The organism is Thalassospira lucentensis, from assembly GCF_050516545.1.
Lineage (GTDB): Bacteria > Pseudomonadota > Alphaproteobacteria > Rhodospirillales > Thalassospiraceae > Thalassospira > Thalassospira lucentensis_C.
Map to the genome: position 1 here is coordinate 22,102 of NZ_CP191544.1, position 14,493 is coordinate 36,594.

The 14,493-nt window shown below is 53.0% G+C and carries 15 protein-coding genes; 3 read left to right on the top strand and 12 right to left on the bottom strand.

Going from position 1 to position 14,493, the window contains the following annotated elements; all coding sequences use genetic code 11:
* Window positions 1–55: 55 nt before the first annotated feature.
* The 10 genes from ACQ0MK_RS00125 to ACQ0MK_RS00170 form a co-directional block, all read right to left on the bottom strand.
* Complete coding sequence (locus tag ACQ0MK_RS00125) at window positions 56–589, bottom strand: DUF2478 domain-containing protein (RefSeq protein WP_430474293.1); 534 nt, start codon at window positions 587–589, stop codon at window positions 56–58.
* Between the two features lie 21 nt (window positions 590–610).
* Window positions 611–1,201, bottom strand: a complete 591-nt coding sequence (locus ACQ0MK_RS00130; RefSeq protein ID WP_417625395.1) for a cytochrome c3 family protein — start codon at window positions 1,199–1,201, stop codon at window positions 611–613.
* An 11-nt stretch (window positions 1,202–1,212) separates the two neighbouring features.
* Window positions 1,213–1,677 carry a nitrate reductase cytochrome c-type subunit gene (locus ACQ0MK_RS00135; protein WP_430474294.1) on the bottom strand — a complete coding sequence of 155 codons (465 nt, stop codon included), beginning with the start codon at window positions 1,675–1,677 and terminating at the stop codon, window positions 1,213–1,215.
* Between the two features lie 11 nt (window positions 1,678–1,688).
* Window positions 1,689–4,193, bottom strand: a complete 2,505-nt coding sequence (gene napA / locus ACQ0MK_RS00140) for a nitrate reductase catalytic subunit NapA (protein WP_430474295.1) — start codon at window positions 4,191–4,193, stop codon at window positions 1,689–1,691.
* A 38-nt stretch (window positions 4,194–4,231) separates the two neighbouring features.
* On the bottom strand, window positions 4,232–4,483 hold the full coding sequence (locus ACQ0MK_RS00145) for a chaperone NapD (protein WP_430474296.1): 252 nt from the start codon (window positions 4,481–4,483) through the stop codon (window positions 4,232–4,234).
* Complete coding sequence (napF, locus tag ACQ0MK_RS00150; protein WP_430474297.1) at window positions 4,476–5,000, bottom strand: ferredoxin-type protein NapF; 525 nt, start codon at window positions 4,998–5,000, stop codon at window positions 4,476–4,478. The genes ACQ0MK_RS00145 and napF overlap by 8 nt, the downstream gene beginning before the upstream one ends.
* 18 nt (window positions 5,001–5,018) lie before the next feature.
* The gene (napE, locus tag ACQ0MK_RS00155) at window positions 5,019–5,192 is read right to left on the bottom strand and encodes a periplasmic nitrate reductase, NapE protein (protein ID WP_430474298.1); all 174 of its coding nucleotides are present in this window, start codon (window positions 5,190–5,192) and stop codon (window positions 5,019–5,021) included.
* A gap of 238 nt (window positions 5,193–5,430) precedes the next feature.
* A complete protein-coding gene (locus tag ACQ0MK_RS00160; protein WP_430474299.1) occupies window positions 5,431–6,471 on the bottom strand; it encodes a zinc-dependent alcohol dehydrogenase family protein in 1,041 nt (346 codons plus the stop codon).
* A 36-nt stretch (window positions 6,472–6,507) separates the two neighbouring features.
* The gene (locus tag ACQ0MK_RS00165) at window positions 6,508–7,482 is read right to left on the bottom strand and encodes a rhomboid family intramembrane serine protease (protein WP_430474300.1); all 975 of its coding nucleotides are present in this window, start codon (window positions 7,480–7,482) and stop codon (window positions 6,508–6,510) included.
* 65 nt (window positions 7,483–7,547) lie between these two features.
* Window positions 7,548–8,471: a LysR substrate-binding domain-containing protein gene (locus tag ACQ0MK_RS00170; protein ID WP_350042516.1), complete on the bottom strand. Its 924-nt coding sequence runs from the start codon at window positions 8,469–8,471 to the stop codon at window positions 7,548–7,550.
* A 168-nt stretch (window positions 8,472–8,639) separates the two neighbouring features.
* Between ACQ0MK_RS00170 and ACQ0MK_RS00175 the strand changes: the two genes are divergently transcribed.
* Window positions 8,640–9,167 carry a peroxiredoxin gene (locus tag ACQ0MK_RS00175; RefSeq protein WP_350042517.1) on the top strand — a complete coding sequence of 176 codons (528 nt, stop codon included), beginning with the start codon at window positions 8,640–8,642 and terminating at the stop codon, window positions 9,165–9,167.
* Window positions 9,168–9,259: 92 nt separating this feature from the next.
* Complete coding sequence (locus ACQ0MK_RS00180; RefSeq protein WP_350042518.1) at window positions 9,260–9,796, top strand: carboxymuconolactone decarboxylase family protein; 537 nt, start codon at window positions 9,260–9,262, stop codon at window positions 9,794–9,796.
* A gap of 88 nt (window positions 9,797–9,884) precedes the next feature.
* Here the strand turns inward: ACQ0MK_RS00180 and ACQ0MK_RS00185 are convergent, their stop codons facing one another.
* Together ACQ0MK_RS00185 and ACQ0MK_RS00190 are read right to left on the bottom strand one after the other, a co-directional pair.
* The gene (locus ACQ0MK_RS00185; RefSeq protein ID WP_430474301.1) at window positions 9,885–10,691 is read right to left on the bottom strand and encodes an alpha/beta fold hydrolase; all 807 of its coding nucleotides are present in this window, start codon (window positions 10,689–10,691) and stop codon (window positions 9,885–9,887) included.
* A 128-nt stretch (window positions 10,692–10,819) separates the two neighbouring features.
* Entirely contained in the window at window positions 10,820–12,022 is a 1,203-nt protein-coding gene (locus ACQ0MK_RS00190; protein ID WP_430474302.1) for an aspartate transaminase, read from the bottom strand.
* 331 nt (window positions 12,023–12,353) lie between these two features.
* Here ACQ0MK_RS00190 and uvrB point away from each other — a divergent pair, with 331 nt between their 5' ends.
* A complete protein-coding gene (gene uvrB, locus ACQ0MK_RS00195) occupies window positions 12,354–14,489 on the top strand; it encodes an excinuclease ABC subunit UvrB (protein WP_430476059.1) in 2,136 nt (711 codons plus the stop codon).
* Window positions 14,490–14,493 lie beyond the last annotated feature (4 nt).

Here is a 14,493-nt window from a genome sequence, read left to right on the forward strand (position 1 = left end):
CGTCATGCAAGTATGCCCAAGCTACCGAGATAGCCCAAGTTCTAGACGATCACGATTACGTGCGTGCCAGAACGTTTGTCGTTGCCCGTAGCCAGTTTTCAATCAGATCGGCATCCAGTGGCAAGGTATCTGCGATGCCCCCGTGGAACGTATTCCATGCATCGGCATATTCACCCCGCACCCCGACCAGAACCGAAATGTCGAGATCCATCGCGCGCGAAATGACATCGCGCAAACCGCGTCCTTCGGCCTCGGATCGGCCGAAGCGGGCAACGATTAAAAGATCACTTCCCGCTTCGATATCCTGGGCAAGCTGTTCGGAGAGCGATGACAAGGCATCACCATCAAGTTTGCAGCCCTTTGCCAATGCACCACGGTTTTTAGTGATGGGCATTTCATCGCCGGAGCGTAAATTACGGACATAGACCAGTGTTCCGCATTCGCGGTCCTTGCGGCGTTTTTGAACGTAACCGGCAATGCGGTCAGATTTATAGTGCGCGGCAATGTTGCTTAGTATTTCGTCAATCGGGTCTTTTGGCTGGAAGGGAATACCAGCCAAAAGGGCCCCTGTATTGTTGCCGTGTGTCACGCTTTTCGATCCATCATCACGTTATTGCCATTCGGGAACGCCCGACATATCGGGAAGATGATGCGCGATCCCTTTGTGACAGTCGATACATGTCTTCTCGCCAGTGAATAAAAATTTCTCATGGGCCTCGGATGCGCGCGGGCTTTGACGGGTGATATCCATGGATTCTGCCGAATGACAGTTACGGCATTCCAGCGAATTATTGGCGGAAAAACGTGCCCATTCATGTTGTGCGAGTTCGAGACGGTGATCGAGAAATTTTTCACGTGTGTTGATGGTGCCAAAAATCTTGCCCCAGACTTCTTTGGAGGCCTGCATTTTCCGGGCGATTTTGTCTGTCCATTCATGGGGAACGTGACAATCGGGGCATGTGGCGCGCACACCAGAACGGTTCGAATAGTGAATGGTGGATTTCAGTTCTTCATAGACGTTGTTTTCCATCTCGTGGCAGCTAATGCAGAATTGTTCGGTATTGGTGGCTTCAAGGGCTGTGTTGAATCCACCCCAGAAGATCACCCCGGCAATGAAGCCGCCAATGGTGAGAAACGCCAGACTGTAATGCACGCTGGGCGTTGTCAGAACCTTCCAGTAGCGTTTTAGAAGATCAATCATGGGTCATCTCCCTATTCCGCAATCCGGGTGCTGTTGCCCGGCAGAAGTTGATCAATATCGACAAAATTGTTGTCGATAAGGGGTTCGACTTCTTTTTGTGGGACATGACATTGCGTGCAGAAGTAACGACGCGGACTGACGGCAGCCAGGAATTGATTGTCGCGATCCATGAAATGCGTGATCGAGACCATTGGCGCACCACTGTCCCCGGTACGAGAACGGGCATGACAGGACAGGCATTTATTGGCGTTCCGATCAATCTGATATCCTTCGATATCATGGGGGATGGTCGGCGGTTGTTCAGGATAATTGCGCGGACGTTTTTCGCTGTTATCTTCAAAATTCGAAATGCGCGGCGCCGGTGATTCCTGATCCGGGGCGGTGTTGCGCAGGGTGGTAATCGGTTCCGCTGCAAAGGCCATTCCGGCTATGCCGATGATGGCAAGGGAAAGCAGCCATTTTGGACTTATTTTCATGGTTTCCTCCCTCACACTTTTTCAATGCGAATGGCGCATTTTTTGTAATCGGTCTGTTTTGACATTGGATCGGTGGCATCAAGCGTGACCTTGTTGATCAGCTGACTGGCATCAAACCATGGAACAAAAACCAGACCCCGTGGCGGTTTGTTACGTCCCCGCGTTTCAACACGGGTCCGCATGTCCCCGCGCCGTGAAATGACACGGATTTCGTCCCCGCGCCGCAGACCCTGTTCGGCGGCATCATCAGGATGCATGAAGCACACCGCATCAGGGAACGCACGATAGAGTTCCGGGACACGCTGGGTCATTGATCCGGAATGCCAGTGTTCAATCACACGGCCGGTACATAGCCACATTGGATATTCTTCATCCGGGCTTTCGGGGGCCGGTTCATATGGCAGGGCAAAAATTCGTGCCTTGCCGTCTTTATGACCATAGAATTCAACCCCGGCACCCGGCGTGACATAGGGATCATACCCTTCGCGGTAGCGCCAAAGCGTTTCTTTGCCATCAACAACCGGCCAACGCAGGCCACGCACTTCGTGATAACGATCAAACGGTGCAAGGTCATGGCCATGCCCGCGCCCGAAGGTTGCGTATTCTTCGAACAGGCCTTTCTGGACGTAGAAACCGAACTCTTCTGACTCGTTGTTGTCGTAGTCAGTTGCGGTTTCTTCGAGCGGGAACTTGTCGACATTGCCGTTGCGATACAGCACATCAAACATGGTTTTACCGCGCATCTCAGGTGCCTTGGCCAGAAGTTCTTCGGGCCAGACTTCTTCGATGGCAAAGCGTTTGGAAAATTCCATCAATTGCCAAAGGTCGGATTTTGCATCGCCGGGGGCCTGAACAAGCTGATGCCACATATGGGTGCGGCGTTCGGCATTGCCGTAACAGCCTTCTTTTTCAACCCACATTGCCGTGGGCAAAATCAGATCGGCGGCCTCGCAGGTGACAGTCGGATACGCATCGGAAACGGTAATAAAGTTTTCCGGGTTGCGATATCCCGGCCATGCTTCTTCGTTAATATTGGCAGCGGCCTGCATGTTGTTATTACACTGCACCCAATAGGCATTGAGCTTGCCGTCTTTGAGCATACGGTTCTGTTCAACGGCATGATAACCGACTTTATCGGGAATGGTGCCTTCTGGCAGTTTCCAGATTTCTTCGGCATGTTTGCGATGTTCAGGGTTGGTGACGACCATATCAGCAGGCAGGCGGTGGGAAAATGTCCCGACTTCACGTGCTGTTCCGCAGGCAGATGGTTGCCCGGTAAGCGAGAAGGGCGAATTGCCCGGTTCGGCAATTTTTCCGGTCAAAAGGTGAATGTTATAGCAAAGGTTATTGGCCCAAACTCCGCGGGTATGCTGATTAAAACCCATGGTCCAGAACGATGTGACCTTTATTTTTGGATCGGCATAAAGTTCGGCCAATGCTTCAAGACGTTCTTTGGGAACGCCGGTCATTTCATGGACCTTATCAAGGGTATATTCCGAGACGAATTCAGCAAATTCTTCGAATGTCATATCGGTAGAACCACCGGCATCTGATGCGTTTTGTGCCGATTGTTCGCGTGGGTCTTCTGGGCGCAACCCATAACCGATATCGGTGTTGCCGCGCCGGAAAATGGTGTGTTTGTTGACAAACTCGGTATTGACCCGATCGGTCGAAATGATGTGATTGGCGATATAATTCAGGATCGCAAGATCTGTCTGGGGTTTGAACACCATCGGGATATCGGCCAGATCAAAGCAGCGATGTTCATATGTCGAAAGCACAGCAACTTTTACATGCGGGGCAGATAACCGGCGGTCTGTGACGCGGGTCCACAGAATCGGGTGCATTTCGGCCATGTTCGACCCCCACAGAACGAACGCGTCTGCGACTTCCATGTCGTCATAGCAGCCCATCGGTTCATCCATGCCAAATGTCCGCATAAAACCGACAACGGCGGACGCCATGCAATGGCGGGCATTGGGATCAAGATTGTTTGACCGGAAACCGGCCTTCATCAATTTGGATGCGGCATAGCCTTCAAACACGGTCCATTGGCCAGACCCGAACATGCCGACGGAGGTCGGGCCTTTGGCCTTAAGGGCGGCTTTCCATTTTTCAGCCATGATGTCGAAGGCTTCGTCCCATGACACAGGTTCGAAATCGCCGTTCTTGTCATAGACGCCGTCCTTCTTACGCAAAAGCGGCTGGGTCAGGCGATCCGTGCCGTACATGATCTTGGACAGGAAATATCCTTTGACGCAGTTAAGCCCGCGATTAACCGGCGATAAAACATCGCCATGGGTCGCGACAACATGATTGTCCTTGGTGGCAACCATGACCGAACATCCTGTGCCACAGAACCGGCAAGGGGCCTTGGACCATTTGAGGTTGGTATGTTCGGATGCGGTCACCAGATTTTGGGCTGATGCGGGCAAGCTGATGCCAGCGGCTGCAGCTGCAACCGCAGCTGCATTTGCCTTAAGGGCATCTCGGCGGGATATCTTTGCCTTGAACATCGTTTTCTTCCTTGATCCAGATGTCGGAATTTTGGGCTTTAATTGGCTTTTTCGCTGTGGTGAAACACAAGATTGACGCCTAGGACACCTTGGATTTCACCGATCTTTTGCATGGTGTCGGCAAGTTGGCGGTCTGTATCGGCCTCAAGCACGACAATGATTTTTCCCGATGGGTCCTGTGCCGTGATTTCAGCCCCGGCGAAATTTTCAATTTCGGTTTTGATCAGTTCAATCTGTTCGGGACGGGCCTGAACAATCATGCTGGAGATCACCCCGACGGTTTCATTCATGGCTGTATTCCTTTTGCGGGGTGATGGAGATGGCATCGGCCGGGCAGGCCGACAGGCATGCACCACATTTTGTGCAGGCTTCTTCATCAATGATGACGCGGGCGCGACCGCCCAGTTGTGGTGGGATCCGAATGGCAGATTCCGGGCAGCTATCCCCACAGGACCGGCAATAGATGCCCTTTTCGGCAAAGCAGGTATTGCCAACCGCGATGTCAAGCTGCCAGGCCGGTTCCTGTGTGGTGTCAAAAACATCTTCGGGGCAGGCATCGACACAGGCAGCACAAAAGGTGCATTCGCCCTTGCTGAAATCAACAACCGGGTATTGATTGTGATCAAGACCAATGATCCCTTCCGGGCAGGCTGGGGCACAGTCGCCACATGCGGTGCATTGGGTATCAATGTGATGCGCCCACGGTGGTCTGATCGCGCGGTCGGGTACGCCTGACTGTGGGACCGGCGCGGATCGCAGCCGGTTCAAAAATTCCCGTCGGGTTGCTTGTTTGGCAGTTACAGGCATTTGGATGCCCCCCGTCCGTTAGACCGGTGGTCCGGGTGGGCCTGCAAACATTTGATAAATCCAGATTGAAAACCCAAGCCCGCCAACGATTGCAACAGCAAGGGCGGGGGCAAGGACGACGGCAAGAAACAGGAAGCTTTTGAGTTCCGTTTTACGCCGGGTTGGGTCATCCATGGTTTGGTTTTGTGTCATGGTTCCGTCTCTCTCTCCGAAAGGAGGAAACCGTTCTTTTCGCATCATGTCCCACAGCGAAAGTCGGTGTCTCTTATTGTCGGGGCCGGGCGTTGCCGGTAAATACCCCTAACGTACATAAGGACATTATTTCGCTGATTTCAACCATGAATGTGTTTAAATAGTTCTCATTAAAATTATAAGTATTCTAACAAATGGCTGTCAGGCAGCCTGTTGGCGCGTTCGCAGAATTCGGGTCCTAGAAACGATCAATCACCGTCACGCCGGTTCCAGTGAAATGGCCCATGCTCATGAGTGCGGTGGCACCTTCTGCAAGGGAGACTCGATCATTGATCAGTTTTTGCGGGCGAAGCTTGCCGGTCATGATCATGTCGATCATGGCGTCATAGCGAAAGGCCTGCATGCCGTGACTGCCCAAAATTTCAAGTTCGTGGGCCACCACGCGGTCCATCGGAACAGCCGCATGGGCATGATCGCCGGTCATAAGGCCAATCTGGATATGCTTGCCGCGTTTGCGCAAACAGGCGACCGAGTTAAAGCAGGTCTGGGCACTGCCAAGGGCATCAACCGAGACATGCACACCACCCCGGGTGATGTCCTTGATCGCGGTCGGGATATCATCGATGTTTTGTGCGTTTAAAACCGCATTGGCGCCAAGGTCCTTGGCAAATTCCAGCTTGGCATCATCGATATCAACCGCAATGACATAGGCCCCGGCAGCCGCAGCAATCATGATGGCCGAAAGACCAACCCCGCCCGCGCCATGCACGGCAACGATTTGACCAGCGGTAACTTTGCCCTGATCAATCACAGCCCGGAAACTGGTGGCGAACCGGCAGCCAAGGCTTGCAGCCGTTGCGAATTCCATGTCATCGGGCAGGCGGACAAGATTGGTGTCGGCATAGTCAATCGCGACATACTCGGCAAAACTGCCCCAATGGGTAAAGCCCGGCTGGAATTGATGGTCGCAGACCTGATGGTTGCCGGAATGGCATTCCGGGCAATGACCGCATCCCGATACAAACGGCACCGTGACCCGATCACCCTCTTTCCAGCGTTTGATATCCTTGCCCACGCCAACAACGGTTCCGGCAAATTCATGGCCCGGCACATGGGGTAATTGCACGTCGGAATCATGGCCCATCCAGCCGTGCCAGTCGCTTCGGCACAGTCCGGTCGCGCCGACCTTGATCACAACACCGCCATTTTCCGGGGTCGGGTCAGCAACATTTTGAACGTCAATCGGCCCCTGATATTCGGTGAAATAAGCAGCGCGCATTGGGGTTCCTCCGGGACGGGTTTTGATTTTTCTTTATCAATTATCGTCGTTGTTTTGGTCTGGATGCAAGCGAACAACTTTTGGCACACCTACCGATGGTTTCTTCGACGGTTTGGCGGCGGTATCCGGGGTTTGATAACGGCCCCATGGGGATTTATCGGCGTTCGCACCTTCCTTGCCCCACGGCCCGCGTTGATTGCGGCGCATCCTTGCATGTTTGGCAATACGTTCGGCCTCATAGGCTGCAGCCCATGGCGGGACGTTTGATGCAGTACCTGTGTCGCGTGACTTGCGACCGGGGCGATAAATACCAAAGGCGCGTTGAGGCGCCCCATCATGCCAAAGCGGAATGGTGCGATGCTTGAACAGCGGGATCAGAGCCATGCCGGCGATGAAACCGGCAATATGGGCGACCCAGGCAATGCCATCCTGAGCGCCACTGCCAAAATTGATGATTTGTGTGACAAACCAAAAGCCCAGCACAAAAACCGCAGGCACATAGAAAATGAAGACCCAGAAGAACCAGACAAGAATGCGGGCCTTGGGATAAAGCAGGAAATACGCACCCAATACCCCGGCAAGGGCGCCGGATGCGCCGATCATGGGGAGTTGTGACTGGGTATCGAGCAGGCCATGGCCAAGGGCCGCCGCAACGCCGCAAATCAGATAGAACATCAAAAACCGGAAATGCCCCATCGCGTCTTCGACATTATTTCCAAACACCCAAAGATACAGCATGTTGCCGCCAAGATGCATCCAGCCGCCATGCATGAACATCGCCGAGAAAATCGACAGGAAGCCAAATCCGGCAGGGAAGGGCGATAATTCAGGCGGAAGATTTGCATGACCAAACAGCACGGCCGGGATGGCGCCATATTGTATATTCATCAAGCGCGCAGATTGCGGATCAAGGGTTACGGTTCCAAGGAAAACCACAACATTGATCGCAATGATGGCATAGGTCACCCATGGGGTGATGGTGGTCGGGTTGTTATCCTTGATCGGTAACATCGGCGCTGTGCCCGGTCCTTAATGTGCGGGAATAGGGTGCTTGTCTTATTTTACCTTACCAGCGATCAGGCGACTTCAGCCTGCTGGTTTGGCGAAAGACGATCCCGTAAATGGCTTGCCAATTGACGATATTCACGCTTTCGGGCGGAACTGCGGCGCCAGACCATGCCGATGCGGCGAATTGGAACCGGGTTTTCAAAGGGTATGATTTTCAAAAGATCCGGGCGACGGGCTTCGACTTCCAGCGACATTTCAGGAAGCAGGGTCGAACCAACGCCAGCGGCCACCATCTGAACAAGGGTTGAAAGGCTGTTGGCCTGAAAATCTGCGGACTTGCTCCAGCCGGCTTTTTGACAGACTTCAAGGGCCTGATCGCGCAGGCAATGCCCGTCTTCCAGCAGCAAAAGTTTTTCATCCTTGATATCAGCTATTTCAAGGTGGCGCTTTTTCGTCAGCGGATTGTCCGGGCTACACGCAAAGACGAATTTGTCTTCAAACAGATCAAATTCTTCGAGCCAGTTTTCTTCGATTGGCAGGGCAATCAGGGCCAGATCAAGTTTCCCAGCCGCCAGAAGTTCGATCAGTTTGCTGGTCTGGTCTTCGCGCAGGAAGGGCTGGAGTTTCGGGAAACCCGATTTAACCTGCATCATGACATCTGGCAAAAGATACGGACCGATTGTCGGGATCACACCAATGTGGATCGGACCGGACAAGGGTTCGGTGGCAGCCTGTGCCATGGTGGTCAGTTCATCGACTTCCTGAAGGATACTTCGCGCCCGCGAAACGACATCTTCACCCAATGGCGTGATCAGGACTTGTCGCTTGTTTCGTTCGACAAGCTGCGCACCAAGCAGGTTTTCAAGTTCGTTGATGGCAGCCGAAAGGCTGGGCTGTGTGATAAAGCAGGATTCAGCAGCACGGCCAAAATGGCCACATTCAGCCAAGGCAACCAAGTATTTGAGCTGCTTGATGCTTGGTTGTGCGACCATAAATTTTTCCTATCACAAAGTGAGGTTTTATCTATTTGTCTTAGTTAGTCCATTTCACTACAAATCGCCAGCAGTGAGTGAATTTTTTGCACTTGCACACAAAGAGCAAGCGGCCTGTCGGGGGCCGTGGATCGGGATTTTAAACTGGGTTATGGAGTAACCAAAACAATGCTTACCGTTGGTGATACGCTTCCTGAATTTAATCTGACTGGTGTTTCGGGTAAATCCCCGGACAGCTTTGCACCGGTGACCGACAAATCCTATGAAGGTAAATGGAAGATCCTGTTCTTCTGGCCGAAAGATTTTACCTTTGTCTGCCCGACCGAGATTGTTGGCTATGGCGAGTTGAATGGTGATTTCGAAGACCGTGATGCGGTTCTTCTGGGCTGCTCGACCGACACCGATTTCGTGCATGCTGCATGGCGCACCCACCATGAAGATCTGGGCGACAGCCCGTTCGTATGGCTGGCGGATGAGAAAAAAGAACTCTCGACCGCCCTTGGTGTTCTGGCGAAAGACGCCGGTGTTGCGCTGCGTGCGACCTTCATCGTGGATCCGGATAACATCATCCGTCACGTACAGGTAAACGACCTTAACGTTGGTCGTAACCCGCAGGAAGCACTGCGTATCCTTGATGCGCTGCAGACCGACGAGCTCTGCCCGTGCAACTGGACCCAGGGTGACGAAACCCTTTAAGTCGCTGTTTGCGATTTAAGCCAGATGACTTCGGGATCGGGCCTGTGCCCGGTCCCGATTTCCGCCCATCGGAAAATTCAGGGGATAAACCAATGACGTCGATCGTCGAAATCAAAGACGCAATGCCAGCCTATGCCAAGGATTTGAAACTGAACCTGTCAAGCATGGCGAACAATCCGGGCATGACCGATCAGCAGGTTTATGGCACCGCCCTTGCCTGTGCCTTCGCATCGCGCAACGCCAAATTGATCAAGGCGGTTGCCGCCGAAGCCAAGGCCAAGCTTTCCGAAGAAGCAATTGAAGCCGCCAAAGGTGCGGCGGCGATCATGGGCATGAACAACATTTATTACCGGTTCGTGCATCTGGTCTCGGACCCTGAATATGGTTCGATGCCAGCGCGCCTTCGGATGAACATCATCGGCAAGCCGGGCATTGATAAAGCCGATTTCGAGCTGTTTTCGATTGCCGTTTCGGCAATCAATGGCTGTGGCATGTGCATTGACAGCCATGACAAGGTTCTCAAAGGTGCGGGTGTGAAAAAAGAAACGATCCAGAACGCGATCCGTATCGCATCGATCATTCACGCGGTTGCAGTCGTCATTGACGCCGAAGACGCATTGGCAGAATAAGCCACCAGAATTTAGGGCAGATGCCCACAGTGAAAAGCCCCGGCTGCATCATGCGGTCGGGGCTTTTTGATGGGAGGCGGGGGATGAATTATGCCGTTGTCAGTTCATCAAGTCCCAGATGTTTTAAGGTTGCGGCAATGATCTGATCAGGTTGATCAAAATGCGGGATATGGCCGCACGCCTTGATCAGCATTTTTGTCACCGGGCCACTGACATTCGCGCAGATGGTATGGACCTGATCATCGCTGCCAAACTGGTCATCATCACCCTGAATGACCAGAAGCGGGCAGGTGATGTTGGTCAGTTCATCGACCATGTTCCAGTCGCGAAATGCCGGCTGACGCCATGTATCGACCCATGCGCGGAATACTTCATCTGTCTGGGCAAAGTGATGGCGCTGTAACCTGGTTTTCCAATCTGTGTTGGCATAGATCGATGCGGCGTCATTAATGCCGGCAATGGTGACGTCTTCGACAAAGACGTGGGCTGCTTCGGAAATGACAGCGCGGACATTATCTGGAAAGCGCGCGGCATATTTAAGCGTAATGGTCGCACCGTCGCTATGACCAAACAGGATCGGGCGATCCAGCCCGAGTTCCGTGATCAGACCATGCAGATAGACATCGCTTTCGGTGTTGTGAAAGTCGATCTGGCGCGGGATATCGCCATCGGCATGGGGATCAGACCGGCCATGGCCACGGCGTTCATAGACAATCACCGGATGGCGCGTGGCGGTGGCAAGCTTTGCCGGGAAGTCGCGCCACATGCGAATGGTGCCAAGTGCCTCATGCAGGAAAATGATGGTCGGGGCGTCTGGTCTTGCATCCGTTGGGATGATCCGTTGGCAGGACAAACTGACCCCGTCAACGGTGGCATAGAAATTTTCGTTCAACATGGTGCATCCGATTTATCGGTAATTTGGTGCGCAATTATTTAATTCAATCATGGACAAAAAAACAGGGCCCGGCAAGTGCCAGACCCTGTTTGGTCGATTTTGATCCCAAGTGATTGGGAGCAGAAACCTTATTTCAGTGCTGCGCAGGCGCGTTTGATACGTGCGCAGGCTTCGGTAAGGGCGGCATCGGAGGTCGCATAGGAAATGCGGAAATACGGTGCCAGACCAAATGCCGAACCCTGAACAGCGGCAACGCCTTCTGCTTCAAGCAGGTAGGTGACAAAATCGGTATCGGTTTCGATTTTTTTGCCATCCGGGGTGGTTTTGCCAATCGCACCCGCACAGGACGGATAGACGTAAAACGCACCTTCCGGGGTTTTGCACGACAGGCCTTCGCATTCATTGAGCGCTGCAACCACAAGGTCACGGCGTTTTTTGAAGACTTCAGCACGTTCCGCCAGGAAGTCCTGCGGACCGTTCAGGGCTTCGACCGAAGCCGCCTGACTGATCGAGGAGGTATGCGTGCTTGACTGCGACTGAACCTTGTTGATTGCTTTGATCAGCTCAACCGGGCCAGCAGCATAACCAAGGCGCCAGCCGGTCATGGCATAGGATTTCGAAACGCCGTTACAGGTCAGCGTGCGTGCTTTGAGCTTTGGCTCAACCTGCGCGATGGTGGTGAATTCGAAACCGTCATAGACAAGGTGTTCATACATGTCATCAGACATGATGTAGACGTTTTCATGTTTCAGAAGAACGTCCGCAATTGCCCGCAATTCTGCACGTGAATAGGCAGAACCGGTCGGGTTTGACGGCGAGTTCAGAACCACCCATTTGGTGTTTGGCGTAATCGCGGCTTCAAGTTCACTAGCTGTGATTTTGAAGTCGTTTTCTTCCTGACATTCGACAATGACAGGGGTGCCTTCGGCCATCAGCGCCATGTCCGGGTAAGAAACCCAGTATGGTGCCGGAATGACGACTTCATCGCCCGGGTTCAAGGTTGCAAAGAACGCATTGAACAGCGTCTGTTTGCCACCACACCCGACTGTGATTTCGTCGATAGTGTATTCCAGGTCATTCTCGCGCTTGAACTTTTCAACAATCGCCTTGCGCAGCTCGGGCGTACCGGCAACCGGAGTGTATTTGGTCTTGCCAGCATCGAGCGCTGCTTTGGCGGCTGCTTTGATGTTGTCGGGGGTATCAAAGTCCGGCTCACCTGCGCCAAGCCCGATCACGTCAACGCCAGCTGCTTTGAGCTCGGCTGCTTTGGTGGTTACGGCAATGGTGGGAGAAGGTTTGATACGGCTCAAACGGTCGGCAATAAACGCCATTGGTCTGTTTCCCTGGAATGAAAAAAGAAGTGAAAAGAATCGCGTTCTTTCGGATCGGACCCTACGCCTGCCTTAAATTCAATTCAAGGCAGTTTGTCGCGTTTTGCGGGTTCTTTGGGATGATTTTATCCAATTTTAGCGGCCTTGGAGTGTCTGATCGAAAAGAACTGGGTATTTAACGTGGCAATTTCGGGTTTGTTCCATGTTCATTGGTCCTGACGTCTCCTGACATTCCTGACAGGAGTTGTCAGGGGTGGGGCTTGCGGTTGCGCGTATCTCGCCTATAACTACTAGCAAGAACGAAACAGGGATCTGCCCGATGAATGCCCCGATGAATGTGCTGCCGGAATTTCTGACCAAACGCCGCCCGCCTGTCGAAGGCTCCCGCGCGTTTAAACTGGTGACGGAATATGAGCCCGCTGGCGATCAGCCAGCAGCCATTGCCGAACTTATGAGCGGCATCAATGATGACGAGCGTGATCAGGTTCTGCTTGGTGTGACCGGGTCGGGCAAGACCTTTACCATGGCCAATATCATCGCCAAGACGCAGCGCCCGGCATTGGTTCTGGCGCCAAACAAAACTTTGGCTGCCCAGCTTTATGCTGAAATGAAGCACTTCTTTCCCGATAATGCGGTCGAATATTTCGTATCCTATTACGACTATTATCAGCCAGAAGCCTATGTCGCGCGGACCGATACCTATATCGAAAAAGACAGTTCGATCAACGAGCAGATCGACCGGATGCGCCATGCGGCAACGCGTGCGATTCTGGAACGCAATGACTGTATCATCGTGGCATCTGTTTCGTGCATTTACGGTATCGGGGCGGTTGAAACATATCTTGAAATGACCCAGCGCATTTCGGTCGGCGATGAAGTTGATCGCAACGACATCATGAAACGGTTGGTCGAGTTGCAATATACCCGCAATGATGCCGCCTTTTCGCGCGGGACATTCCGGGTGCGCGGTGATGTATTGGAAATCTTCCCGGCCCACTCCGAAGACCGGGCCTGGCGGGTTTCGATGTTTGGCGACGAGATCGAAGAGCTGGCCGAATTTGATCCGCTGACCGGGCACAAATTTGCCAATATGGATTCGGTCACGGTCTATGCAAATTCGCACCATGTGACGCCGCGCCCGACATTGGTGCAGGCAATAGCGGGCATCAAACAGGAATTAAAAGACCGCCTTGCCCAGTTCCGCGAAGAAGGAAAACTTTTGGCGGCCGAGCGGATTGATCAACGCACGACCTTTGATCTTGAGATGATGGAAACGGTTGGCCATTGCAAAGGGATCGAAAACTATTCGCGGTGGTTGTCGGGTCGTAATCCCGGCGATCCGCCACCGACATTGTTTGAATATCTGCCCGAAAATGCCTTGTTGTTTGTCGATGAAAGCCACGTTGCCGTGCCGCAGATCGGCGGCATGTTCAAGGGCGATTACAATCGCAAATTCACCCTGGCCGAACACGGGTTCCGGTTGCCAAGTTGTGTTGATAACCGGCCGCTGAAATTCGAAGAATGGGAAGCCATGCGCCCGCAAAGCGTGTTTGTTTCAGCGACCCCCGGAAAATGGGAAATGGAACGCACGGGTGGTGTGTTTGCCGAACAGGTGATCCGACCGACTGGGCTTATTGATCCGGTCTGTATCATTCGCCCGGTTGAAACCCAGGTCGATGATCTTTTGGGGGAGGCCAAGCAATGTGCGGCCAAAGGGCAGCGTGTGTTGGTCACAACACTTACCAAGCGCATGGCCGAGGATTTGACCGAATATCTGCACGAACATGGCATCCGGGTGCGATATCTGCATTCCGATATTGATACGCTGGAGCGGATTGAAATTATCCGCGATCTGCGTCTTGGCGTGTTTGATGTTCTGGTCGGGATTAACCTTTTGCGTGAAGGTCTTGATATCCCCGAATGTGCCTTGGTCGCGATTCTGGATGCGGATAAGGAAGGTTTCTTACGGTCGAAAACATCCTTGGTTCAGACCATCGGACGTGCGGCCCGTAACGTTGATGGCCGGGTGTTGCTTTATGCCGATAAAATGACCGACAGCCTTGACTATGCGATCAGCGAAACCAACCGCCGCCGCGAAAAACAGCAGGCCTATAACGAAGCACATGGCATCACGCCAGAAACCGTGCGCAGCAGAATTAATGATGTTCTCGAAAGTGTGGCCGAACAGGATTACGTCACGGTTGATACCGGCGTGTCTGGTGACATTATGGTGGGCCATAATCTGCGTGTGCATATCGAAGATCTTGAAAAACGGATGCGCGAAGCGGCAGGTAATCTTGAATTTGAAGAAGCCGCCCGTCTGCGTGACGAGATCAAGCGTCTTGAAGATCAGGAACTTGGTCTGGCCGAAGCCGGCCCCATGGCGCGCAGCATAGGGACGATCGGGCCGGGATCAAAATCGGCCAATAAATCAAAATATAAAGGGCGGCGTCGCAAGGGGCCATAATCCG

Coding starts and splice junctions, on each gene's coding strand:
- ACQ0MK_RS00160 (WP_430474299.1), bottom strand. CDS start 6,471: ATGCGCGCTGCTTATTTCACCGAATATCAGGGGCCGATTGACGTTCAA.
- ACQ0MK_RS00170 (WP_350042516.1), bottom strand. CDS start 8,471: ATGGTCGCACAACCAAGCATCAAGCAGCTCAAATACTTGGTTGCCTTG.
- ACQ0MK_RS00180 (WP_350042518.1), top strand. CDS start 9,260: ATGACGTCGATCGTCGAAATCAAAGACGCAATGCCAGCCTATGCCAAG.
- ACQ0MK_RS00190 (WP_430474302.1), bottom strand. CDS start 12,022: ATGGCGTTTATTGCCGACCGTTTGAGCCGTATCAAACCTTCTCCCACC.
- ACQ0MK_RS00165 (WP_430474300.1), bottom strand. CDS start 7,482: ATGTTACCGATCAAGGATAACAACCCGACCACCATCACCCCATGGGTG.
- ACQ0MK_RS00185 (WP_430474301.1), bottom strand. CDS start 10,691: ATGTTGAACGAAAATTTCTATGCCACCGTTGACGGGGTCAGTTTGTCC.
- napF (WP_430474297.1), bottom strand. CDS start 5,000: ATGCCTGTAACTGCCAAACAAGCAACCCGACGGGAATTTTTGAACCGG.
- napE (WP_430474298.1), bottom strand. CDS start 5,192: ATGACACAAAACCAAACCATGGATGACCCAACCCGGCGTAAAACGGAA.
- ACQ0MK_RS00145 (WP_430474296.1), bottom strand. CDS start 4,483: ATGAATGAAACCGTCGGGGTGATCTCCAGCATGATTGTTCAGGCCCGT.
- uvrB (WP_430476059.1), top strand. CDS start 12,354: ATGAATGTGCTGCCGGAATTTCTGACCAAACGCCGCCCGCCTGTCGAA.
- ACQ0MK_RS00175 (WP_350042517.1), top strand. CDS start 8,640: ATGCTTACCGTTGGTGATACGCTTCCTGAATTTAATCTGACTGGTGTT.
- ACQ0MK_RS00135 (WP_430474294.1), bottom strand. CDS start 1,677: ATGAAAATAAGTCCAAAATGGCTGCTTTCCCTTGCCATCATCGGCATA.
- napA (WP_430474295.1), bottom strand. CDS start 4,193: ATGTTCAAGGCAAAGATATCCCGCCGAGATGCCCTTAAGGCAAATGCA.
- ACQ0MK_RS00130 (WP_417625395.1), bottom strand. CDS start 1,201: ATGATTGATCTTCTAAAACGCTACTGGAAGGTTCTGACAACGCCCAGC.